The 22,111-nt window shown below is 63.0% G+C and carries 23 protein-coding genes; 6 read left to right on the top strand and 17 right to left on the bottom strand.

Annotation, left to right across the window (positions count from 1 at the left end; all coding sequences use genetic code 11):
- Window positions 1-45: 45 nt before the first annotated feature.
- The 5 genes from astB to OP496_RS12320 all read right to left on the bottom strand — a co-directional run bounded on the left by astB (window position 46) and on the right by OP496_RS12320 (window position 6,386).
- On the bottom strand, window positions 46-1,404 hold the full coding sequence (astB, locus tag OP496_RS12340; RefSeq protein ID WP_280563954.1) for an N-succinylarginine dihydrolase: 1,359 nt from the start codon (window positions 1,402-1,404) through the stop codon (window positions 46-48).
- A 26-nt stretch (window positions 1,405-1,430) separates the two neighbouring features.
- The gene (gene astD / locus OP496_RS12335) at window positions 1,431-2,900 is read right to left on the bottom strand and encodes a succinylglutamate-semialdehyde dehydrogenase (RefSeq protein WP_280563941.1); all 1,470 of its coding nucleotides are present in this window, start codon (window positions 2,898-2,900) and stop codon (window positions 1,431-1,433) included.
- Window positions 2,901-3,067: 167 nt separating this feature from the next.
- Entirely contained in the window at window positions 3,068-4,084 is a 1,017-nt protein-coding gene (gene astA, locus OP496_RS12330) for an arginine N-succinyltransferase (protein WP_280563940.1), read from the bottom strand.
- Window positions 4,084-5,148, bottom strand: a complete 1,065-nt coding sequence (locus tag OP496_RS12325) for an arginine N-succinyltransferase (protein ID WP_280563939.1) — start codon at window positions 5,146-5,148, stop codon at window positions 4,084-4,086. Before OP496_RS12325 ends, astA begins: the two co-directional genes overlap by 1 nt.
- A 23-nt stretch (window positions 5,149-5,171) precedes the next feature.
- Window positions 5,172-6,386, bottom strand: coding sequence for an aspartate aminotransferase family protein (locus OP496_RS12320; protein ID WP_280563938.1), 1,215 nt, complete (start codon window positions 6,384-6,386; stop codon window positions 5,172-5,174).
- A 218-nt stretch (window positions 6,387-6,604) separates the two neighbouring features.
- Here OP496_RS12320 and OP496_RS12315 point away from each other — a divergent pair, with 218 nt between their 5' ends.
- On the top strand, window positions 6,605-7,399 hold the full coding sequence (locus tag OP496_RS12315; protein ID WP_280563937.1) for an SDR family oxidoreductase: 795 nt from the start codon (window positions 6,605-6,607) through the stop codon (window positions 7,397-7,399).
- A 51-nt stretch (window positions 7,400-7,450) separates the two neighbouring features.
- Here OP496_RS12315 and OP496_RS12310 read toward each other — a convergent pair whose 3' ends face one another.
- A complete protein-coding gene (locus OP496_RS12310; RefSeq protein WP_280563936.1) occupies window positions 7,451-7,981 on the bottom strand; it encodes a GNAT family N-acetyltransferase in 531 nt (176 codons plus the stop codon).
- Window positions 7,982-7,987: 6 nt separating this feature from the next.
- Here OP496_RS12310 and tsaA point away from each other — a divergent pair, with 6 nt between their 5' ends.
- On the top strand, window positions 7,988-8,749 hold the full coding sequence (gene tsaA / locus OP496_RS12305; RefSeq protein WP_280563935.1) for a tRNA (N6-threonylcarbamoyladenosine(37)-N6)-methyltransferase TrmO: 762 nt from the start codon (window positions 7,988-7,990) through the stop codon (window positions 8,747-8,749).
- A gap of 56 nt (window positions 8,750-8,805) precedes the next feature.
- On the opposite strand, the gene purC is transcribed toward tsaA, so the two are convergent.
- The 4 genes from purC to dapA all read right to left on the bottom strand — a co-directional run bounded on the left by purC (window position 8,806) and on the right by dapA (window position 12,359).
- A complete protein-coding gene (purC, locus tag OP496_RS12300) occupies window positions 8,806-9,516 on the bottom strand; it encodes a phosphoribosylaminoimidazolesuccinocarboxamide synthase (RefSeq protein ID WP_280563934.1) in 711 nt (236 codons plus the stop codon).
- A 124-nt stretch (window positions 9,517-9,640) separates the two neighbouring features.
- On the bottom strand, window positions 9,641-10,426 hold the full coding sequence (locus OP496_RS12295; RefSeq protein ID WP_280563933.1) for an MBL fold metallo-hydrolase: 786 nt from the start codon (window positions 10,424-10,426) through the stop codon (window positions 9,641-9,643).
- Window positions 10,427-10,439: 13 nt separating this feature from the next.
- Window positions 10,440-11,390 (bottom strand): outer membrane protein assembly factor BamC, encoded by a 951-nt coding sequence (locus tag OP496_RS12290; RefSeq protein ID WP_280563932.1) that lies wholly within the window; start codon window positions 11,388-11,390, stop codon window positions 10,440-10,442.
- Window positions 11,391-11,474: 84 nt separating this feature from the next.
- The gene (gene dapA / locus OP496_RS12285; RefSeq protein WP_280563931.1) at window positions 11,475-12,359 is read right to left on the bottom strand and encodes a 4-hydroxy-tetrahydrodipicolinate synthase; all 885 of its coding nucleotides are present in this window, start codon (window positions 12,357-12,359) and stop codon (window positions 11,475-11,477) included.
- A 261-nt stretch (window positions 12,360-12,620) separates the two neighbouring features.
- On the opposite strand from dapA, the gene OP496_RS12280 reads away from it, so the two are divergent.
- On the top strand, window positions 12,621-13,097 hold the full coding sequence (locus OP496_RS12280) for a peroxiredoxin (RefSeq protein ID WP_280563930.1): 477 nt from the start codon (window positions 12,621-12,623) through the stop codon (window positions 13,095-13,097).
- On the opposite strand, the gene OP496_RS12275 is transcribed toward OP496_RS12280, so the two are convergent.
- Complete coding sequence (locus OP496_RS12275) at window positions 13,098-14,189, bottom strand: AI-2E family transporter (RefSeq protein ID WP_280563928.1); 1,092 nt, start codon at window positions 14,187-14,189, stop codon at window positions 13,098-13,100.
- Window positions 14,186-14,437 carry a sulfurtransferase TusA family protein gene (locus OP496_RS12270; protein WP_280563927.1) on the bottom strand — a complete coding sequence of 84 codons (252 nt, stop codon included), beginning with the start codon at window positions 14,435-14,437 and terminating at the stop codon, window positions 14,186-14,188. The genes OP496_RS12275 and OP496_RS12270 overlap by 4 nt, the downstream gene beginning before the upstream one ends.
- Before the next feature lie 143 nt (window positions 14,438-14,580).
- On the opposite strand from OP496_RS12270, the gene OP496_RS12265 reads away from it, so the two are divergent.
- A complete protein-coding gene (locus OP496_RS12265; RefSeq protein ID WP_280563926.1) occupies window positions 14,581-16,026 on the top strand; it encodes a M48 family metalloprotease in 1,446 nt (481 codons plus the stop codon).
- Window positions 16,027-16,046: 20 nt separating this feature from the next.
- Here OP496_RS12265 and OP496_RS12260 read toward each other — a convergent pair whose 3' ends face one another.
- Both OP496_RS12260 and fabV read right to left on the bottom strand, forming a co-directional pair.
- On the bottom strand, window positions 16,047-17,021 hold the full coding sequence (locus OP496_RS12260) for a GlxA family transcriptional regulator (protein WP_280563924.1): 975 nt from the start codon (window positions 17,019-17,021) through the stop codon (window positions 16,047-16,049).
- A gap of 117 nt (window positions 17,022-17,138) precedes the next feature.
- On the bottom strand, window positions 17,139-18,344 hold the full coding sequence (gene fabV / locus OP496_RS12255) for an enoyl-ACP reductase FabV (RefSeq protein ID WP_280563923.1): 1,206 nt from the start codon (window positions 18,342-18,344) through the stop codon (window positions 17,139-17,141).
- Between the two features lie 183 nt (window positions 18,345-18,527).
- Here fabV and OP496_RS12250 point away from each other — a divergent pair, with 183 nt between their 5' ends.
- Window positions 18,528-18,917, top strand: coding sequence for a hypothetical protein (locus OP496_RS12250; protein WP_280563922.1), 390 nt, complete (start codon window positions 18,528-18,530; stop codon window positions 18,915-18,917).
- Window positions 18,918-18,929: 12 nt separating this feature from the next.
- On the opposite strand, the gene OP496_RS12245 is transcribed toward OP496_RS12250, so the two are convergent.
- The 3 genes from OP496_RS12245 to OP496_RS12235 form a co-directional block, all read right to left on the bottom strand.
- Window positions 18,930-19,424, bottom strand: coding sequence for a glutathione peroxidase (locus OP496_RS12245; RefSeq protein WP_280563921.1), 495 nt, complete (start codon window positions 19,422-19,424; stop codon window positions 18,930-18,932).
- Between the two features lie 64 nt (window positions 19,425-19,488).
- A complete protein-coding gene (locus tag OP496_RS12240) occupies window positions 19,489-20,046 on the bottom strand; it encodes an NUDIX hydrolase (RefSeq protein ID WP_280563920.1) in 558 nt (185 codons plus the stop codon).
- 126 nt (window positions 20,047-20,172) lie between these two features.
- Window positions 20,173-21,405, bottom strand: coding sequence for an MFS transporter (locus OP496_RS12235; RefSeq protein ID WP_280563919.1), 1,233 nt, complete (start codon window positions 21,403-21,405; stop codon window positions 20,173-20,175).
- Between the two features lie 87 nt (window positions 21,406-21,492).
- On the opposite strand from OP496_RS12235, the gene OP496_RS12230 reads away from it, so the two are divergent.
- Window positions 21,493-22,062, top strand: a complete 570-nt coding sequence (locus tag OP496_RS12230) for a TetR/AcrR family transcriptional regulator (RefSeq protein ID WP_280563918.1) — start codon at window positions 21,493-21,495, stop codon at window positions 22,060-22,062.
- Window positions 22,063-22,111: the final 49 nt, after the last annotated feature.

Genomic DNA, 22,111 nt, shown 5'->3' with positions numbered 1-22,111 from the left:
CACTGTCAGCGAGACTCAGCCCTATTTGGCATCGCCTGCATGATCTCACCCCAACTGAAACGGATACACCGCGCCGATACCCAGTAGCTGCGTCAGTTCGTCCAGGGCGGTCAGCGATTCCTGAGCGAGTTGCGGGTCGGCAAGGTCGTCGGGTGTCAGCCGATCACGATAATGCCGCTCGACCCAGGCGGAGAGATCGCCATGCAGGGCCTCGTCGAGCAAAACCCGGCCACCCAGCGCTTGACGTTCGGCTGACGAGAGCGCGACGCGCAGGCGCAGACACGCCGGGCCGCCGCCGTTGCGCATGCTCTGCTTGACGTCCTTGACCAGTACCTCGCTGATTGGGTTGTATCCCGCCAGCAGCAGGTCCTGAATCGTACGCCACACGGTCTCGTTCTCCTGACACTCGCCGGGCACGACCAGTGTCATGCTGCCGTCGGGGTTGGAGAGCAACTGCGAGTTGAACAGATACGTCGACACCGCATCCTCGAGGCTGACCGCCTCGCTAGGCACCCGTACAGGGATCAGTGGCGTCGACATCCGCGCGCGCAATGCGTCCAGCGTGGCGTCTTCATCTCTAAACGCCATGTCGTGATAGAGAAGCACCGGGCCATTGCCGACGGCGATGACGTCGTTATGGAAGACACCGGCGTCGATGGCCTCGGGGTTTTGCTGGGCGAACACCGTCTGCGCGTCGCTCAAGCCATGCTGACGTGCGATCGCCTGACTCGCCTCTAACGTCTGGCGCGCGGGGTAGCGCGTGGGGCCGTGCTCGCCACCGAAGGCCTGGCGACCGTAGACGAACATGTGCACGCCGGGCTCGCCATGACCATTATTTCCAGACCCAGCGCACAGCCGGGTGTGATTGGCCGCGCCCTCGTCGGAGAAGGCCGGCGTCGCCGGCAGCACCGGATGGTGCGCGAAGTGCGTCTCGTCGTGGAACATCGCCGCCAACACGCGCGCGGTGGTGCGCGGTTCGAGATAGCGATGAAAGCTCGACTGCAGGTTCGCGGCGGTGAAATGAACGCGGCCATCCGGGGCATCCGCGCTCGGCGTCACGGTTGCCGCATTGGCCGTCCACATCGACGAGGCCGAGCACACCGCGCGCAGCAGTTGTGGGGCTTCTTGGGCCGCTCGCGCCAGCACGTTCGCATCGTCGCCGGTGAAGCCAAGATCGCGCAGCGCCCCTAGGTCGGGGCGTTGCTGGGGCGGCAACACGCCTTGCGCGTAGCCAGCCTCCATCAGCGACTTCATCTTGTCGAGCCCCTGCAACGCCGCCTCACGCGGGTTGGCTGTGAGGCCGCCGTGGCGCATCGAGGCCACGTTGCCATGCGCCAGTCCGGCGTAGTTGTGGGTCGGTCCCACCAGGCCGTCGAAATTGACCTCGCGTACCTCTTCACTCATAGAACCTTCACTCATAGAACCTTCGCTCATAGCACCACCCCCGGCGGCAAGGTATCGGGCAGGCTGAGCGTTTCGGTTTCCATCGAGGCGACCGGATACGCACAGTAGTCGGCAGCGTAATAGGCACTCGGGCGGTGGTTGCCGCTATCGCCGATGCCACCAAACGGAGCGTCGCTGGAGGCGCCGGTGGTCTGGCGATTCCAGTTGACGATGCCGGCACGGATGCGCAGCAGGAAGTCGTCCCAGTCGGCTTGCCCACCGCCGATCAGGCCCGCCGACAGGCCATAACGGGTATCGTTGGCCAGGGCAATGGCCTCGTCCCAGTCGTGGTAACGATGCACCTTGAGCAGCGGTCCGAAGTGTTCCTCGTCGGGCACCTCGCAACCGGTGACATCGATCAAACCCGGCGACAACAGGCTGGTGCCCTCTTCCAGGCGTCGCATGCTGCTCAATACCCGGCCGCCGCGTGCGACGAAATCGTCCTGGGCTGCCAGCAGGCCATCCGCTGCCTCGACGCTGGCCAGCCCCGCATAGAACGGCGCCGGTTCGCTGAATGGCCCCGCCACGCGCAGCGCGCCAATGGCACGCACCAGCGCTTCGAGCAGCGCATCGCCCGCCGCGCCGTGGGGCACGATCAAGCGTCGCGCGCAGGTGCAACGCTGGCCGCCGGAGGCGAACGCCGACTGCAGGATCGACAATACCGCCGCTTCTTGGTCCGGCACGTCCTTGACCACCAGCGGGTTGTTCCCGCCCAGCTCCAGCGCCAGAATCTTGTCGACCTGGCCGCCGAACTGGCGATGCAGAAGCCCGCCGATCTTGGCACTGCCGGTGAACAGCAGGCCGTCGATGTCGGCGCTGCCGGCTAATGCCTGGCCGACCTCGGCCGCGCCCTGCACCAGATTGATCACGCCGGCGGGCAGGCCCGCCTCGAGCCAGCATTGCAGCGTCAGATCGGCGGTCATCGGCGTCTGCTCGCTGGGCTTGAAGACCACCGCATTACCGGCCAACAGCGCCGGGACGATATGCCCGTTGGGCAGATGCCCGGGGAAGTTGTAAGGACCGTATACCGCCAGCACGCCATGCGGGCGATGGCGCAACACCGCGCGGCTGCCGCCGACATCCCGCGCGCGTTCGCCGGTACGCTCGTGATAGGCGGTGATCGAGATTGCCACCTTGCCGATCATCGCGCCGATCTCGGTACGCGCTTCCCACAATGGCTTGCCGGTTTCATGCGCGATGCTCGTCGCCAGCGCCTCGCGATTGGCTTCCAGACGCTCGCGGAAGCGCTCGACCATGGCCTGACGCTCCTCGAAGCTTTGACGCGCCCAGGCGGGGAACGCCCGCCGTGCGCCGGCTACCGCCGCTTCGACCTGGGTCGCGCTGGCCGCGCTGGCACGCCATAGCGTCTCGCCGGAGACGGGATCGGTCTTGTCGAAACGCGCTGCGTCACCCGCGACCCAGGCGCCATCGATCAGCAACTGCTGTTTGGCTTGCATATGTCGCTCCTGATGATTCATTGGTAAGCCGCGAGCCGCGAGCCGCGAGCCGCGAGCCGCGAGCCGCGAGCCGCGAGCCGCGAAAGCAAGCCTCAACCAAAGCACAGAGTTCACAATCTCTTTGCTCGTAGCTCGTAGCTCGTAGCTCGTAGCCCGTAGCCCGTAGCTCAGGTCTCCAGCACCCGCAGCGTATCGCCGCTGGTCACCGCCAAGCGTTCGGCTTCGGCGCCGGTGAGCGTGAGCACGCCGTCCGCGTTGGGCCCGCGTCCGACCCAGGCAGCCCGAAAGTCGCTAATGTTCGCCGTCGCTACCAACCAGGTCGGGCGTTCGACACTGGCGGCTTCGTCCACGATTTCCACGGGATAGGACGCCGAGTCGCGCACCGCGCTTACATCATCGATATACGCCTCCACCGTGGGGCCGCCATCGAAGATGTCGATGTAGCCTTCCCAACGCAGCCCTTCCTTCCTGAGCATTTCCAGCGCCGGGCGGGTGTGTTCGTGAACCGCGCCGATACAGGCCCGCGCTTCTTCGGAAAGAAACGGCGTGTAAATCGGGAACTTGGGCATCAGCTCGCCAATGAAGCTCTTCTGCCCGAGGCCGGTCAGACGGTCGGCTTCGTTGAAGTTCATGGGAAAGAAGTGACTGCCCAGACATTCCCAGAAGGCACTGGTGCCGTTCTCATCGAAGCGCCCGCGCATTTCGGCGAGCACCTTGTCGGGGAAGCGGTCGCGAAACTCGGCGATGAACAGCCAGCGGGCCTTGGACAGCAAGGCGCCGTTGCGATCGCGCCGGTATTCGGGGCGCAGATACAGCGAGCAGACCTCGGCGTCGCCGGTATGATCGGAGCTGAGAAACAGCGTATCGATGGTGCGATGCAAGTCGAGCTGCACCGACGAATGTGCCAGGGTCCCCAGGCGATAGTGGTAAAATGGGACGTCGTGGCCAACCTGTGCCTCGATGGCGCAGCATCCGGCCAACTCGCCGTTGGTATCGTCCTCGAGCACGAAGAAATACAGCCGGTCGTCGATGGCGCTGCGCTCCTCGAAGGCGCTGACCGCGTGTTCGATCTTGGCGGCGAGGAAGTCGTGATTGTCGGGCAACGAGGTGAACCCCACGCCGGTCTGCCAAGCCAGCGCTTGCAGACTGTCGATATCGCGGCGTTCGATGGGTCGAATGCGCATCAGGTGTCTCCCTCGTCGAACTCATCCAGGACGTTGGGCAATGCCAATGGCGCAGCCAGGACCGCGCGGCCTTCCTCAACGCCCAGCAATTCGGCATGCTCGGGCGTGAGCATCAACTGCCCGGTGGGCGACAGCGCATAGCGCGCCACCAGGCAGCGAAAGCCGCCCAGTTGCTGATTGGCGATCAACGCCGGCTCGGCATCCGGCAGCACGTTACCGGGACGCACACGTACCGGATGCCAACTGGCCTGGCGCACGCTCTGCAGACGATCGCGCTCGCCGCGCACCACGGGCCCACCATCGAAGATATCCACGTGCCGCGAGCGCACGAAGCCTTCGCCGAGCATTTCCTCAAGCGCCCTCTCATGATCGGGATGCTCACGGCCGATGGCGGCACGCGCCTGGGGCGTAAGCAAGGGCAAGTAGAGCGGGAATTGCGGCATCACCTCGGCGATGAAACTCTTCGAGCGTACCCCGGCCAGCAGGTTGATCTCCTGAAAGCCACGCGCGAAAAAGTGCCGCCCGACGCTATTCCAGAACGGCGATTCTCCCTCGGCATCGAGATAGCCCGGAAAGGCCACGGCCAGAATCGACGCGAAGCGCTCGGGATACTGCGCGATGAACATCAACCGCGCGCGCCGCAACAGGCTCTCGGCGCTGGTCCCCTTGTAACGGGCGTCCAGCGACAGCGCACACAGCAGCGTGGTCTCGGAGGTCTCGTGCGACAGCGACAGGGTCTGCACCTCGCGGCGCACGTTGAGTTGCTGCGAGGCGTGGATCAGCGTTTCCTGACGGTAGGTGTAGTAGGCATCCATGGCGCCCGCCTGGGCACGAATGCTGGCGGTCCCCACTACTTCGTCAAGCTCGAGATCCTCGAGCACGAAGGTATAGGCCTCGTCGTCGGGAAAATCGACCTCACGTGCCAAGGCCCGCGTCGAGCGTGCAATACGCTCCTCGAGGCGGTCGCGATGCGCCGGCAGATTGGTCAGGCGCGGCGTGGCACTGCCCGCCAAGCGCTCCAGTGCCGGCAAGTCGCGGGGTTGAACGGGGCGAACGACAAGCATGGCAATGTCTCTTGGTTTCGGATTCATGCGTCCTGCACGAGTCGCGCCACGGCGCGTTCCAGGCGGGCCATCCCTTCACGAACCTCCGCCTCGGAGATCACCAGCGACGGCGCCATCCGCAGCACGTTGGGTCCAGCGACCAGCGCCATCAGCCCTTCTTCCATGGCCAGCGGCAGGATTTCCTTGGCGCGCCCTTCGTAGGCCGGCGCCATCTCGGCCCCGAGCAACAGACCCAGGCCGCGCACTTCCTTGAAGATGCCGTATTCGCGATTGATTGCCTCGAGGTGCTCCTTGAATAGCGCATGGCGATGCATGACGCCTTCCAGCACCTCGGCGGTATCGATGGTTTCCACTGCCGCCAGCGCCACCGCGCAGGCCAACGGGTTGCCACCGTAAGTAGAACCATGGGTGCCCACCGCCAACGACGGTGCCACACGATCGGTGGTCAACATGGCACCGACCGGGAAACCACCACCCAATGCCTTGGCACTGGTCAGGATGTCGGGCGTCACGCCGTAATGCATGTATGCATAGAGATGCCCGCTGCGGCCCACACCCGATTGTACTTCGTCGAATACCAGCAGCGCCTGATGCTCATCGCATAGCATGCGCAGACCGCTCAGGAAGTCGGGATCGGCCGGCACCACGCCGCCCTCGCCTTGCATCGGCTCGACCACCACGGCGCAGGTCTCGTCGTCGATCAGCGCGCGGACGCTGTCGAGGTCGTTGTACACGGCATGTTCGATACGCCCGGGGATCGGCCCGAAGCCTTCGGAATACTTGGGCTGGCCACCGACGCTGACCGTAAACAGGGTGCGACCGTGGAACGACTGGCGGAAGGAGACGATCTTGTCCTTGTGCGCACCGACATTGTCGTACGCCCAGCGCCGAGCCAGTTTAAAGGCCGCCTCGTTGGCTTCACCGCCGGACGAACAGAAGTACGCCTTGTCGGCGAAGGTGCGCTCGACGAGCGACTTGGCCAGGGCCAGCGCCGGCTCGTTGGTGTAGACGTTGGACAGATGCCAGAGCGTGTCGGCCTGCGCCTTGAGCGCCGATACCAGCGCGGGATGACAATGCCCCAGCGCGTTGACCGCGATCCCGCCGGCGAAATCGATGTATTCGCGCCCGTCCTGATCCCACAGACGGCTGCCTTCGCCGCGCACCGGAATCGTCCGCTGCGGGGAATAGTTGGGCACCATGTAGCGGTCGAAATCGTCGCGGGTCGGTGACTGGGACATCGTGTCGGTCCTCCTGGGTGGGTCAACGAATACGGTAGGTTGCCATTGAGTATACGAGGAGGGGAGGTATCGGGTCTTTCAGCAATGTGACGACGAATTATGAAAAGAGGTTGAGTTTTGTCGTCTACGCCCCGACTCACTTGTTTGCAGGCTCATGGTCGTGTCATCACGACACGAAGAGCCACCTAGACACACGAGGCGCTACAAGGAGACGCACCATGCAGATCGATCTCAGCGGCAAATCCGCCATCGTCACCGGCTCTACCGCCGGTATCGGCTTCGCCATCGCCCAGGGGTTGGCCGAAGCCGGTGCCGAGGTCACGCTCACCGGCCGCACCCAAGCGCGGGTCGACGCAGCGGTGAGCGACCTGAAAGCGGCGGTCTCGGGCGCGCGGGTGTCCGGCGTCGCCGCCGATTTGGGTAGCGCCGAAGGCTGTCAGACGCTGATCGACGCACGCGCGGATACCGATATTCTGATCAACAACGTGGGGCTCTTCGGCCCGCAGGACTTCTTCGAGACCGATGACGAAACCTGGGAGCAGTTCTTCCAGGTCAATATCATGAGTGGCGTGCGGCTATCGCGCCATTACGCTCAAGGCATGAAATCGCGCGGCTGGGGACGCATCCAGTTCCTGTCCAGCGAATCGGCGCTGAATATTCCTTCCGAAATGGTTCACTACGGCATGACCAAGTCCGCCGTGCAGTCGATCTCGCGCGGGCTCGCCAAGGTGCTGGCCGGTACCGGCGTCACCGTCAACGCGGTGCTGCCCGGGCCGACGCGCTCCGAAGGCGTGGTCGGCATGATCGCCCAGATAGCAGATCAGGAAGGCGTTTCCCAGGAGGAAATGGAAGCGCGTTTCGTCAAGGAGAATCGGCCCAGCTCGATCATCGGCCGTCTCGCCACGCCCGAGGAAGTCGCCAACATGTGCGTCTACGCGGTATCACCGCAAGCCAGCGCCACCACCGGCGCCCCCTTGCGAGTGGAAGGCGGCATCGTCGACAGCATGGCGTAACCGCAGCGACATGCCGACTTTTCAAAAGACACGCCGGCTTTTAACAAAAACCTAGAGCGCCTTGCTGAGCCTGACGCGGGGTAGACGCTCGCCACCTCGCTCCACCCAGGCCTCGCCCTGGTGCGCCCAATCGCGACGTACCAGGGCCTCCGCCAGCACCAGGCTGGCCTCGATCCGCATGCACATCACGCCGCGCTGGTACATCTCGCCTTCGGCGAGCTCCAGCAAGCGACCACCCACGCCCCGCCTGGCCAGCGCGGGCCACACGTAAAGCGTTTCGATACGCCCTTCGCCGGGGTCGATCTCGCAGAATCCCACGCAGCGTCCGTCGCAGACCGCCACCAGCGTAGGATAGAGCACCTGGCGCGCCGCCCAGGCCTCGGCATCGCGCGGTAGGGCCATGGTCCACGCCTCGCGTTGCGCCAGCGTGTAATAACCGGCGGCACCCTGCATCACGGCATGGTGAAACACTTCCGCCTGATCAGCGGCATCACGCGGCGTAGCCTCGCGATAGACGATTCGTTCGGTCACCGTTGCCTCCTGAAAATGGCATGTCTCGCCGCACGGGCGCGCATTGGGCATAATACCATGATGATCGATTGCGACTTCCCCGCTGCCGAGACCTCGGACACGTTTACGCTCACGCCTATCGGACGTATCGCCAGCGACTACCCAGACAAGTTCGGCATTCCGCGCCAACCGGGGCTGGCCAGTGCCGCACGGGCGACGCTAACGCTTGCGCCAGCGTTCGCCGATCCCCTCACTGTGCGCGGCCTGGACGAGTTCAGCCATCTGTGGCTGACCTTCGTCTTCCACCAAAGCCCCACGCGCTGGACGCCGTTAGTGCGCCCGCCGCGTCTGGGGGGCAATGCCAAACACGGCGTTTTCGCCACGCGCAGCACCCACCGCCCCAACCGTCTGGGGCTGTCGCTGGTCGAGTTAGTGAAGATCGACACGCACCACGGCGTGACGCTGCACCTGCGCGGGCACGATCTCGTCGACGGCACGCCGGTGCTCGATATCAAGCCATATCTGGCCTGGGCCGAAGCGCTCCCGGCGGCACGCAGTGGCTTCGCCCCCACGCCACCGCCGTCGCTGCCGGTGACGTTTTCGGCCGCCGCCGAAGCGGCTTTACTGATGCGTCGTGACGGCGACTCATTGCGTGAATTGATACGCCAGGTGCTGGCCCAGGATCCACGCCCCGCGTACCACAAAAACGCGCAGAATACGTCCGAACGCCGCTATGGCGTGCGCCTGCGCGATGTGGACGTACGCTGCTACCCGATCACGACCAACGGCCTCGACGCGATGCATGTGGAAGATATCATCGTGGCGTCTTCTCCTGCATGAACGACATCGGGGCGCCCGTGGGCGCCCCGATGGCATAAGCCGAAAACGCGCGGCGATCAGAACGTGATGCCGATCCGCCGTCCGACTTCTTCATAGGCTTCGATGACGCCGCCCAGCCCCTGGCGAAAGCGGTCCTTGTCCATCTTCTCGCGGGTGTTGGCGTCCCACAGACGGCAACCGTCCGGCGAGAATTCGTCGCCCAGAGTCACCTGGCCGTCGAACAGGCCGAACTCGAGCTTGTAATCGACCAGCAGCATGTCACCGTCGAGGAACAACTGCTTGAGGACATCGTTGACCTGGAAGGTCAGCGTTTTCATGGTCGCCAGTTGCTCGGGCGTCGCCCAGCCGAACGTCTCGGCCAGCGACTCGTTGATCATCGGGTCGCCATTGGCGTCGTCCTTGAGGAACAATTCGAAGGTCGGCGGCATCAGCGTCTGACCTTCCTCGACGCCGAGACGGCGTACCAGCCCACCCGCGGCGACATTGCGCACCACGCACTCGACGGGCATCATCTCGAGGTTCTTGACCACGCACTCATCATCGGAGAGCAGCGTCTCGAAATGCGTCGGGATGCCCGCCGCCTGGAGCTTTTCCATGATGAAGGCATTGAACTTGTTATTGACCATGCCCTTGCGCGCCAGCAATTCCTTCTTCTTGCCGTCGAAGGCGCTGGTGTCGTCGCGGAAGTGCAGGATCAAACGCTGCGGGTCATCGGTGCGGTAGACGGACTTGGCCTTGCCCGCGTACAGCTCGTCACGTTTTTCCATGGGGTCTCCACAATGGCCCTCACGGGGCCGACTGGCTCTTGTCTGAGCGCGGATCGCACGACCCGCGACGTATTCAAAGACTATTCAAGGCGTTTCCAGGATGCCAACGACGCACGACCTCGACTCACGCGATACTCTGCCAGGCGAAGCCATATTCCTGCGCCGATACCAGCAACCGTGACTCATCGCCGGACAACAACGGCGTCAGCGCTTCCAGCGCCAGTTCGGGGCGATTGTTCTCTTCCGAGATATGCGAACACACGATACGCTGTAGGCGATCCAACCCCAGCCGCGTCAAGAGCTCGGCGGCCTGGACATTGGCCAAGTGCCCCCAGTGACCGCCGACCCGCCGCTTGAGGTTGCGTGGGTAAGGGCCGACATCGAGCATGTGGCGATCGTGATTGCACTCGAGAATCAGCGCATCACAGCCCCGGAACGCATCGAGGACGTGTTCACTGGGATGGCCGAGGTCGGTGAGTACGCCCAGATGGCGACCATGCGCGCGAAACCGAAACTGCACCGGCTCGCGTGCATCGTGCGGCACCGTCACCGGATCGATCTCCAGTCCCTTGATCGCGAAGCGTGACTGAGGCACCACCCACTCATGGTGCGGCACCTCGCCCAGGCGCCCCGATAGCCAAGTGCCTGCGGTCAAATAGACCGGGAGCACGTAACGACGCGCCAGGGGCCCCACACCATGTATGTGATCGCCATGCTCATGGGTGAGAAGCACGGCGTCGAGCTGGCGGGGATGCAGACCGAACTGCGCGAGACGGCGTTCCGCCTCGCGCATGCCAAAGCCGCAATCCACCAGCACGTGCGTTTCACCGTCGCTGACCAAGGTGGCGTTGCCCTTGCTACCACTACCCAGCGATGCGAAACGCAGGGTCGCCTGGGGCTGATCTATCATGCCGTCCGGCATCTCAGCGCAAGGTCGCTGCCACGGCGTCGAGCACTTCACGGGCATCGCCCGAATCCACCGGGCCGCCGTCTTCGCCGCTGACGTTCACCTGCGTGGTGTCACGCGCATTGGCGCTGACATCGAGACGGTAGCGTTGGGTCGCATCGTCGCCGCCGAACCAGTCAAACCAGCCGGAATCGTCATCGCGGGCGGTGTAGTCGATCACGAACTGACCAGTGCTACGGTTCTGATCGACCAAGGCGCCCCGTTGATCCTCGAAGTTGTTCTCGAGCTGATAACGCAGTTCCGGCCAGGCACGTTCAAGATTCAGCGCCAGCTCGAGCTGCCACTCACCATCGTGGTTCGACAAGTTTACGCGGTCATTGCTCGCCAGCGGTTGTGCCGCCAGAGACACGCCTTCCTGGTCACCGACATTGTCGCTCAGGTAGCGCTGCAGCGCATCGAGGCACCGGGCTTCGTTGCCGCTGTTTTCACAACGCACTTCGCTGGAGCCTTCACGCAACCCCTGACGGACACTCAACGTCCCCAGGCCAGTCTCGAGGCGCCCGCTATCGGCATCGACACGATCGACACTGGCGCCTTGCGCGGATGCGAATCCCTGCAACATCGGCCAGACACCGTCCGGGGCAGCATTGACGACCAACCAACGTTCGTCGCCGGCCTCGCGAGATTCGACGAATGCCGCCTCGGCTTCCTGGCTAGAGGCCAGCGGACGTGGGCGCGGCACATCGAAGTCTTCATCCGTGGCCACGAAATCACTCTCGGCATCAGGCACCGGCATGGCGTTCTGGTACTGTGACGAGTCGCGCGAATCCGGCAGCGTCACGGGCTCGACCATCTCGGCATCGGCGTATTCAGCGTTACGATCATAATAAAAACCGGAACGGCTACAGCCACTTACGATCAGTGTGGCGCCGATGATCAGCGGCATCCATTTAAGGACGGGTTTCATGCATCCACCTTCTTTATGCGTTGGTCGGCGTCGAGGAGCATCGCTAACGCAGGTAAACGTCTGACTCCCGCTCACGACGGTATGTCAGTCTTCGACCACCTCGGCAAGCTGCAATGCCTCGCTCACCGTGGAGTGATACTTATCGGATAGCCATGTCATCGGTAGACGAATGCCCTGCTCCGCCAACCCCATGCGGTTGAGCGCCCATTTCACGGGAATCGGATTGGCCTCGACGCCCAGTGCGGTGTGCAGCGACATGAGGCGTGAGTTGATTTGATGCGCCCGCTCTTCATCGCCGGCCACGGCGGCGACGCAGAGGTCGTGCACGGCACACGGCGCGACGTTGGCGCATACCGAGATATCGCCGTGGCCGCCCATCAACATGAAATCACACGCCGTGGGGTCGTCGCCGGAATAAAGCGCGAAGCCGGTATCCTTGAGACGCTCGACAAGCTCCTCGGCGCGTTCGAGGTTACCGGTGGCGTCCTTGAGTCCGACGATGTTCTCGATCTCGGCAAGACGGAACACGGTCTCGTTGTAGATATCCGAGCAGGTGCGACCGGGCACGTTATAGAGAATGACCGGCAGTCCACCACCCTCGGCGACGGCCTTGAAATGCTGGTAAAGCCCTTCCTGAGTCGGCTTGTTGTAGTAAGGGGCCACCGACAAGCAGAGATCCGCGCCTACTTCGCGTGCGTAACGTGCCAGCTCGACCGCTTCCGAGGTCGCGTTGGCGCCGGTACCGGCGATGACCGGAATGCGGCCGTCGACTTCTTCGACGACGCAGCGAATGACGTCAAAATGTTCGGCGAACGACATGGTGGTCGGCTCACCGGTGGTGCCCGCCGCGACGATGGCATCGGTGCCATTGTCGAGATGGAACTCCACCAGGCGACGCAGCGCCTCCCAGTCGATATCGCCACTGGCCTTCATCGGTGTCGCCAACGCGACGATGCTGCCTGTGATCATTCTGCAGTGCTCTCCTGTGAATCGGGCCAGCGTGCCACCGGCATGCGCGGGCGATAAAAAAGGCACGTATCGCCAACCGGGCGTTTCCAGCGCCGGACCGGTTTTTCCTGTCATGATGTCGATCAACGTCAAATGGTACTCAGCCAGCTTCATCCTGTACAGAAGCGGCGTGCTTTGACACGTGCGCCTGGCTGCAATGTAATCTTAACTGCCCACGTTCAGGCAACGACATCTTTCACGTCAGTATTCGAGGAACTCTCCATGAGCGTCAGCATCGGCCAGCACGTACCCGATTTCAGTGCCCCGGCAACGGGCGATACGCAGATCACACTTTCCGACTACCGTGGCCAGCAGGTCGTGATCTATTTCTACCCCAAGGATAGTACCCCGGGCTGCACCACCGAAGGGGGCGACTTCCGCGACCATAAGGCCGACTTCGAGGCCGCCAACACCGTGATTCTCGGTGTCTCGCGAGACGGACTGCGTGCCCATGAGAACTTCAAGACCAAGCAAGGGTTCAATTTTGAGCTGATTTCCGACAAGGACGAGGCACTATGCCAACTCTTCGATGTCATCAAGCTCAAGAAACTCTATGGCAAGGAGCATCTGGGAATAGAGCGCAGCACCTTCCTGGTCGACACCGACGGCAAACTGGCGCGCGAATGGCGCAAGGTAAAGGTCAAGGGCCACGTCGAGGAGGTACTCGACGCCGCCCGCGAACTCAATACGGCCTCCTGATCACTGCTCCGCCGGGGGAGACCGCAGGCCTGGATCGCGCACACCGCGCGGCCAGGCATATACCAGCGCCTTGATCAAGGTCGCCAGCGGAATCGCAAAAAATACGCCCCAAAAGCCCCAGATACCGCCGAAAAACAGCACCGCCAGAATGATCGACACCGGATGCAGGTTGACCGCCTCGGAAAACAGGATGGGCACCAGCACATTGCCATCCAGCGCCTGAATAACGGCATAGGCCAGCAGTACGTAGACGAGTTGATTGCCGATGCCGAAGTGGAAACCCGCGACAGCCGCCACCGGCAAGGTCGCCACCGCCGCGCCGATGTACGGTACCAGCACCGACAAGCCGACGATCAGTGCCAGCAAGGTGGAATAAGGCAACCCGAACGTCCAGAAGGTAATGAAGGCTACCACGCCCACGATCAGGATCTCGATCGCCTTGCCGCGAATGTAGTTGGCAATCTGATCGTCCATTTCATGCCAGATGCGCGTCATCAGGACACGCTTCTTGGGCAGCAGGGACAGCAGGAACAGCGTCAGGCGCTCGCGGTCCTTGAGCAGGAAGAACACCAGAATCGGCACCAGTACTAGATAGACAAGCACACCTAATAGATTGCCCAACGACGCCAGCGAAAGCGTCAGCGCCCGTTGCCCGAGCTGGGTCGCCTCGCGTCCGGCGGTGGCGATCCACTGTTCGATCTGATCGGGAGTGATCAAGGTCGGATAGTGCGACTGCAAGGTATCCAGCCATGCCTGGCCACTGGCGAACATACGCGGCGCCTCCTGCACCAGCTCCACCATCTGGTTCCAGACCAGCGGCATGATCACCAAGGCCAGCGCCAATAATGCCCCCAGAAAGATCAGAAACACGACCAATACCGACAGCAGACGTGGCAAGCCGCGCCGCTCTAGCCACGCGACCACGCCTTCCAGGAGGAAGGCCAGCACCAGGGCGGTGAAGAACGGCGCCAGCATCCGACCCAGGCAGATGACGGCGGCAAAACCCAACACCAGCACGATGAGCAAGACGACCGCTTCCTCATCCGAGAAATAGCGCTCCATCCACCCCTTGAAGAGGCCTTTCATGGTCATGCTGTGCTTCCTCGTTCGCCCTTGCGCAGCCAATAAAAGTAGACGCCGTCCCTTTCTTCGCGCGCCTCGAGGCGGTGCGTCCCCTGCGCAGCAAAGGTCTCGAAATCCTGCCACGACCCCACATCGGTCGCCTGAATCTCGAGCAACGCGCCCACTTCGAGCGTCGATAGGGCCTGCTTGGCCTTGAGTAGCGGCAACGGACAATGCAGGCCACGTGCGTCAAGCATATGATCGGGTTGCAACGCCATCTGCGCCCCCAGCGGTTCGGTAGTTGAAAACGCAACGATTTAAAGGCACTTTGCCAGTCAGTTCAATGTCGAAGACAACGGTAGCATGGCGTGCATCATGCCGTCGGTCTACCCGCCCCGTCGCGCCATTCAAGAGGATACCCATGCCACGTCGCTGGACGCTGCTTCCTGCCCTATGCCTCGCCGTGACATTTTGCGCTTTCGCGCCGAATGCCCTGGCGCAAGACGATTACGGCCTTCCCGAGTTGGGTGGCTCGAGCGCCACCGTCTCAAGCGCAGAGGAACACCGCCTGGGACGCGCCTGGCTACGCCAGTTCCGCGCTCAGACCGACAAGTGGCAAGACCCTATCGCCCAGGATTACATTCATGGCCTGGTGGCGCGCCTATTAACACATGCCGGAGTCCATGACGACACCGTCATCACCATAGTCGACAGCCGACTGCTCAATGCCTTCGCCGTGCCGGGCGGCGTGGTCGGCGTCAACAGCGGTCTGTTCACCTTCACCGAGAGCGAGGACGCCCTGGCCTCGGTGATCGCCCACGAGCTCGGCCACCTATCACAGCATCATTTCGCGCGCCGCATGCAGCGCGTGGAAGAGACGCAGTTGCCCACCATGGGCGCCATGCTGGTCGGCATGGTCCTTGCTGCGGGTGGCGCAGGCGATGCAGGGCTGGCCACCATGGTCGGCACGCAAGCGGCGTTCATCCAGGACCAGCTCGCCTATTCCCGGCGTTTCGAAGAGGAAGCCGATCGCGTCGGACTGGAGGCCCTGGCCGATGCCGGCTTCGACCCGCAGGCCATGCCTGAACTTTTCCGCGCCATGCAACGCTTGTCCAGCCTACAGGGCGGCAACCCGCCGGAATTCCTGCTCACACACCCGGTCACCAAAGCCCGCATCGCCGACACCCAGGCCCGCGCTGACCAGATGCCCTCGCCCGCACCGCACGATAGCACGGCCTTCAGCCTGATTCGCGCTCGCGCCCTGCTCGCGCTCAATCGCGACAATCCCGACCAGGCCATGACTCAGCTACGTCAGGACGACCCTCCCGACGCCGCGATACGTTACCTGCAAGCGCTGATCGAGGCCCACAACGGTCATACCGCACAGGCACTCGATACGATCGACCAGTTAAGCGCAGCGCAGCCGAATCTCTCGATGCTACCGGCCAGCGCAGCCCAGGTGGCGCTCGATGCCGACCAGCGCGATGTTGCATTGACCCGCGCCCGGCGGATCCTGCGTTTGCAACCGGACTACCGCCCGGCGCAGCTCATCGAGGCGGAGGTGCTGCTGCAGCAGGCCCCACGCCAGGCATACGACATCCTGCGCCGCATGAGCGATCAATATCCCGAGGACCCGCAGGTCTTCTCTCTGCTCGCGGAAGCCGCCGGACGTAGCGACCGCAATCTGTGGGGCATGCTCGCCCGCGCCGAGCAATTGCAGCTGACCGGTCATATCGACCGCGCCATCAAACAGCTCGATATCGCCGAAGAAACGGCACGCGACCAAGGCGACTTCGCCATGGCCAGCCGCTTGGTTGAACGCCGCAAGGCGTATCTGGGGTATCGGCAAACGCTGCAGGACTTCTAGGCTTTATACGAAAACTGCGGTCAATGACGGGGGGTGCGTTCATCGCGCGGGCTGATGCCGAAATGGTTACGGTACGCCGTGGAGAAATGCGCCCCGGAGGAAAAGCCTGTGGACAGGGCGATGTCGCCGACCGCCTGTTCACCGTCACGCAGCAGCTGGCGGGCCTTCTGAAGACGCAGCTCCAGATAGTAACGGCTGGGCACCGCCTGCAGATACTTCTTGAACAGCCGCTCGAGCTGCCGCCGGGAAATTCCCAAGTGTTCCGCCAGTTCGTGGGTAGTCAGCGGCTCCTCGATGTTGGAATCCATCAGCGTCACTGCGTCAACCAGGCTCTGCGGTGCGTGCGAGAGACGCGCGCGCAGTGGTACATGCTGGGGCTCGTCCGCCATGCGGATGCGCTCGCAGACGAAATGCTCGGAGACGCGCTCGGCCAGCCGCGCGCCATGCTGCTGCGCGATCAACGTCATCATCATATCCATCGCCGCCGTGCCGCCCCCGCAGGTCAAGCGACCACGATCGATCTCGAACAACTGATGCGAGACATGTACGCCAGGAAAATCCCGCGTGAACGCATCGGCCCCGGCGACGTGCAGCGTGACGCGATAGCCCTCCAGCACACCGGCACGTGCCAGCATTTGGGTGCCACCGGCGATGCCGCCCAGCATGACCCCGCGTGAAGCCAGCCGTTGCAGCCAACCATGCAAGTTCAAAGATTCGCTCTCTGGCGACGGACTCACGCCGCACACCATGAGCATGTCCAAAGGCTGGACATCGCTGCCCGCCACGCTTTCCGGCGTCAACGCCAGCTCCGCAGCACTTTTCACCGCGCGCCCATCGAGCCCGAAAGTTCGTGGCACATAGAGTCGACGCTCGGCCAGCAAATTAGCGACGTGTAACGGCTCCATGGCGCAGGCCTGCGCCAGCATCGAAAACCCCGGCAACAGCAGAAATCCCACCTGGCGCGGGGCATCGCGGCGCTCTTCACTCTCTGGCATCAAGCAGCGCCTCCACCAGCGTGTCCGTCTCGCGGTCGATCTGCGCGGCCCGCGTAACGGCAAACGTCTGGCACGTCTTTTCAGAGCGGCCCCGGGGCATACGCTTGGACGCGACGATCACAGCTGCACGACGTCGAACTCCGCCACGGGGTCGACGTCCGCCTCATAATCGACATCCTCGCGCTCGAAGCCGAACAGCTTGAGAAAGTCGTGCTTGTAACCGGCATAATCGGTCAGCGTGAAGAGGTTATCGGTGGTCACCTGCGGCCATAGCTCCTTGCATGGCTGCTGCACGTCATCACGTAGCTCCCAATCGTCGAGACGCAGGCGCCCTGCTTCGTCGGTATCCTGCTCTTGTGATGAATACAGACGCTCGGCATACAGGCGGTTGAGCTGATCGATGGTGCCCTCGTGCAGGCCCTTCTCCTTCATGACCTTGTAGACCATCGAGATATAAAGCGGCATCACCGGAATCGCCGCGCTGGCCTGAGTCACTACCGACTTGAGCACCGCCACGTTGGCGCTGCCGCCCTCCTTGGAAAGACGCGCGTCGATCTCGCCAGCGGCGCGGTCGAGATCTTCCTTGGCCTTGCCCAGCGCACCATGCCAGTAGATCGGCCAGGTAATCTCGGTGCCGATATAGCTGAACGCCACGCTGCGCGCGCCCGGCGCCAAAACGCCCGCCTCATCCAGCGCGTCGATCCAAAGCTCCCAGTCCTCGCCGCCCATGACGGTGGTGGTATCGGCGATTTCCTGCTCGGTGGCCGGCTCCACGGAGGCCTCGGTGATGGCATCCTTGTTGGTATCGATAGCCGTGGCGGTATAAGTCTCGCCGATGGGCTTGAGGGCAGAACGCTTGAGCTCGCCGCTATCGGGCATCTTGCGTACCGGCGAGGCCAGCGAGTACACCACCAGGTCGACCTGGCCCAGGTCCTGTTTGATCAACTCGATGGCCTGGGTGCGAGCTTCGTGCGAGAAGGCATCGCCATTGATCGCCTTGCTGTAAAGGCCTTCTTCCTTGGCGAACTTGTCAAACGCCGCCGAGTTGTACCACCCCGCCGTGCCCGGCTTCTTCTCGGTGCCCGGCTTCTCGAAGAAGACCCCGAGGGTCGACGCCCCGTAACCGAAGGCCGCGGTGACACGCGCGGCCAGGCCATAGCCGCTGGAGGCGCCGATCACCAACACCTTCTTCGGACCATTTTGCTGCTCGCTTTGCGGAATGTTCGCACGCGTGGTGGCGATCTGCTCGGCGACATTGCGCTCGCAGCCTTTGGGGTGCGTCGTCGTGCAGATGAAACCACGAACCTTGGGTTTGATGATCACAGAGGGAACCTCTTTGCTGACGTCATTCGTTGATCGCGGTCGGAACCGCCACGGGGAAACGCGCGCCAATGCACGGTTTCTTTATTGAGGGGCATTCTAGCGGGTGATGGCGTCCATGTCCGCACCCCTTGTTCGCTATGGCCGTGTGGCCGAAGATGCCCCTTCACAGCGAAGAGCCAAAACATGCACGACCCCAACGAGCTTGAAACCCTACTGGAACGCCGTGGCGCCCTATGGCTGGCACTCTCGCCCCTCTGGCTCGAGCGCGAGCCCCGGGAACGCGAATATACCCGCATGCTCGAGGTGGTCGAGACACAAGGCCATACCCCTCAGGAGCTGGAAATGATCTATCGGCTGGAGATGGCGCCGGTCATGTCGCGTCGCCAGATGTCGGTGGCCGGCGAATGGCGTGACTTCGACGAGGACCGCCTGCTGCTCGACCTGGCACGCCACACGCGTCGCCTGCATGGCTGGCGCAGGGGCTTTTGGCTGCTGTTTTCCGGATTGACCACGATGATGAGTCGGCCACGCTTCGACATCTTGATCGAACGTCTGCAAACGGCTGCGCCATGAGCCGGACGCGCGTCATGCCGAGAACGGAATGTCCAGTGCCTGCTCGATATCCCTCGCCATGCGGCGCGGCGAGACGCGCGGCGCGAAACGTCGGATAACATGGCCATCACGCCCCACCAGGAACTTGGTGAAATTCCACTTGATGGGAGTGCTTCCCAGTACGCCCGGCGCCTGGCGGCGCAGCAGCACGAACAGCGGATGGGCATCGCGTCCGTTGACGTGGATCTTCTCCATCACCGGAAAACTGACCCGATATTCACGCATGCAGAAAGCGCCGAACCCCTCGGCTGACTCCGGTGTCTGACGGCCGAACTGATTGCAGGGGAACGCCAACACGGTAAAGCCTTGATCGTGATAACGGCGATACAGCCATTCGAGCTCTTTGAGTTGCGGCGTATAACCGCAGCGGCTGGCGACATTGACGATCAACAGCACCTGCCCGCGCAGCGCGCGCAGATTGAAGGGCTCCATCCGGTTGGTATGGCAATCCTGGCTATATAGCGTCATGGCGGTCGCGCATCGCGTTCATCATGGGGATACCTCTTCATTGTCGTCCGCCTGCGGCAGGGCTTCAATCGTCCCGTGCCATCAACCAGCCTTGGGCGAGCATATGTTCCAGCGCGACGCGGCTGTCCGGTGTGGCGTCTTCAAGTGCCAGCGCAGCCTCCACCGTTAACCAGGTAGCGTCGGCGACTTCATCCGGTTGCAAGACCAACGATCCCTCATAGTCGGCCATGAAAGCACTGCCATGAATGAAGTTTCCGACATCGGTATAACGAAACGTGAAACACGGCGTCAACGACACGCCCTCGATGCCAAGTTCTTCTGCCAGCTCGCGACGCGCGGCGACATGTTCCGCTTCCCCCGCGCCGACTACGCCACCGGTGGCCAGATCATGACAGCCAGGAAAGACTTCCTTGGTCAGTGTGCGGCGCTGCACGCATAACTCACCCCGACCATTGCGCACGAACACGTACGTCGCGCGGTGCCAGAAGCGAAAGCGCCGCATCAGTCTGCGCGAGGCACTGCCGCAAGGACGATTATGAGCGTCGACCAGCTGGATCCGCTCATCCTTGATGACCGGCTCGGGCAGCGACTCAAGCGTTGCGGAAGACGACGGCGTGACCATGGCGTGTCCTGTGACGTGTCGGTGCGGGAAAGCTTCAGCATGCCAGAGCCCGGGCATCACGTCATGTCGAAGATACTACTGGACATGCAGAAGGCCTATCCCCAGAAGCGTGGGCCAAGTCACGTCTCAAGCCGGGCTATCGCAGGCTTGCCAACGCCGTGGGGTCGCGCGCTGCGTCAGCGCCCCGATGAAGGCGGCGAGCGACAACGCCGCTACGACACTGCCATACACGTACGTCGTCGGCAGCAAGCCCATGTGTTGCGTCGCCACGCCACCGGCCATGGCCAAAAGGCTAGCGGACAAATAGCAAATGACATAGAACGCTGCCATCAACGCTGAGCGCTCGGTGGGCGGTGCCAATGGCATCACCGTACGCATGGCGCCCATGAAAGCCGCGCCGAAACCGATCCCGGCCAAGGCAGTACCGCTCAGCAGCACCGCCACACTGCGCCAATACACCCCCAACAACAGCACGCTCATGCCGACGATCAAGCAGCCCGTGCCGATGAGCACGGCCACACGAGGCGGCTTGGCGCGCAGCGTCAACACACTGATGGCGCCCACGCAGGGCAACAGGAACGTGATCAGGCAACCGACCAGCGGGTTATGAATACCACTGACGGTCTCTACCAGCGTGGGGCCCAGCGACAGCGAGAAACCGCCCAGCGCCCAGGACGAGATCACCGCTGACACCACGCGCATCAGCGGCCCCCGGACAGGCTGTGGTACATAGGCGCGTGGCCGCAGAGAAGCCCAGGCGCCCGGGCGCGGCGTCACGCTTTCGCGGATGCGGCCCAGCAGCAGGCCTTGAACCACCAGAGTGATGGCCAAGAGTGCGTACACTAGATGCAGCGGCGCGGGCGCATACGTTACCAAGATACCCGCAAACAGGGCGCCGATGCCCATGCCGAATAGCGGTGCGATACTCGCCATGACGGGCCCACGCTGGTGGTCGCTATCGAGCATGGCCGCCGCCAGTGCGCTGGTCACGACACCAGTGGCGAGGCCCTGCAGAATACGCGCCACCATGAGCCACGCCAGACTATCGGCCCAGAAGAACACTCCCAACGACAGGATTTCACCCAGGATGGCGCCGGCCACTACGGGCCGCCGACCGATATGGTCCGACAGTGACCCAGACACCAGTAGCGCCACCAGCAAGGCAAATACGTAGCTAGCAAATACCAGCGTGAGCATCGTGGCGGAGAACCCCCACGTCTGCTGATAGAGCCGGTACAACGGCGTCGGAGCACTGGATGCCGCCAGGAAGGTGATCATCAGGATGGCATAATACGTCAGTTGCCCGAGGCGCGGCGTCGGGTAGGCACCCGGCGTACCCGGGGATGAAGGCGGTGTCATGATAAAACCCATTAATGCTAAGATTGTGCGTTAAGAGCAGTCTGAACTTAGCAGGCTCATAAAGCAAATATTTTGCGTTAGGTGACTATGGCCATCAAAGAAGCCGTTCGCCCCGGGGGGCGCAGCGCACGGGTGCAAGAAGCTGTGCATCAAGCGGTTCGCGAGCTGCAGACCGCCAAGTCCCGCGAGGAACTCAGCGTGCCACAGATCGCCAGCAAGGCCGGCGTGACGCCGTCGACGATCTATCGCCGCTGGGGAAACATCGCCGAGTTGCTGGCGGACGTGTCGCTCGAGCGCCTGCGCCCCGACGACGAACCGCCGCATACCGGTTCCTTGGCGGGCGATCTTCAGGCCTGGGGCGAGCAATATCTCGATGAGATGACCTCACCAACCGGCCAGTGCATGCTCGGCGATATCATGGCTAGCGCCGAGCGCGAACGACGCGAACGCTGCCGCCGTTATGCCGAGCAGATCATGGCATGCCTGCGTGAACGCGCCGTGAAACGCGGCGACACCACGCCATCGGTCGAGGACTTGATGGATGGCGTGATCGCGCCGATGACCTACCGACTGCTTTATGACCTCGACACGGCGACGCCCGAGCGGCTCCGTCGCTGGATCGCGCAGACGCTGCCGAATACCAACGCGCCCAGCTAATCCCACCAGGGTCGCATTGACCCCGGCATCATGTCTGACCATGCTCGAA

This window comes from Chromohalobacter sp. 48-RD10 (assembly GCF_029889785.1).
Lineage (GTDB): Bacteria > Pseudomonadota > Gammaproteobacteria > Pseudomonadales > Halomonadaceae > Chromohalobacter.
The sequence above is the reverse complement of the archived record's forward strand: the minus strand, read 5'-3'. Positions and strand labels throughout refer to the sequence as shown.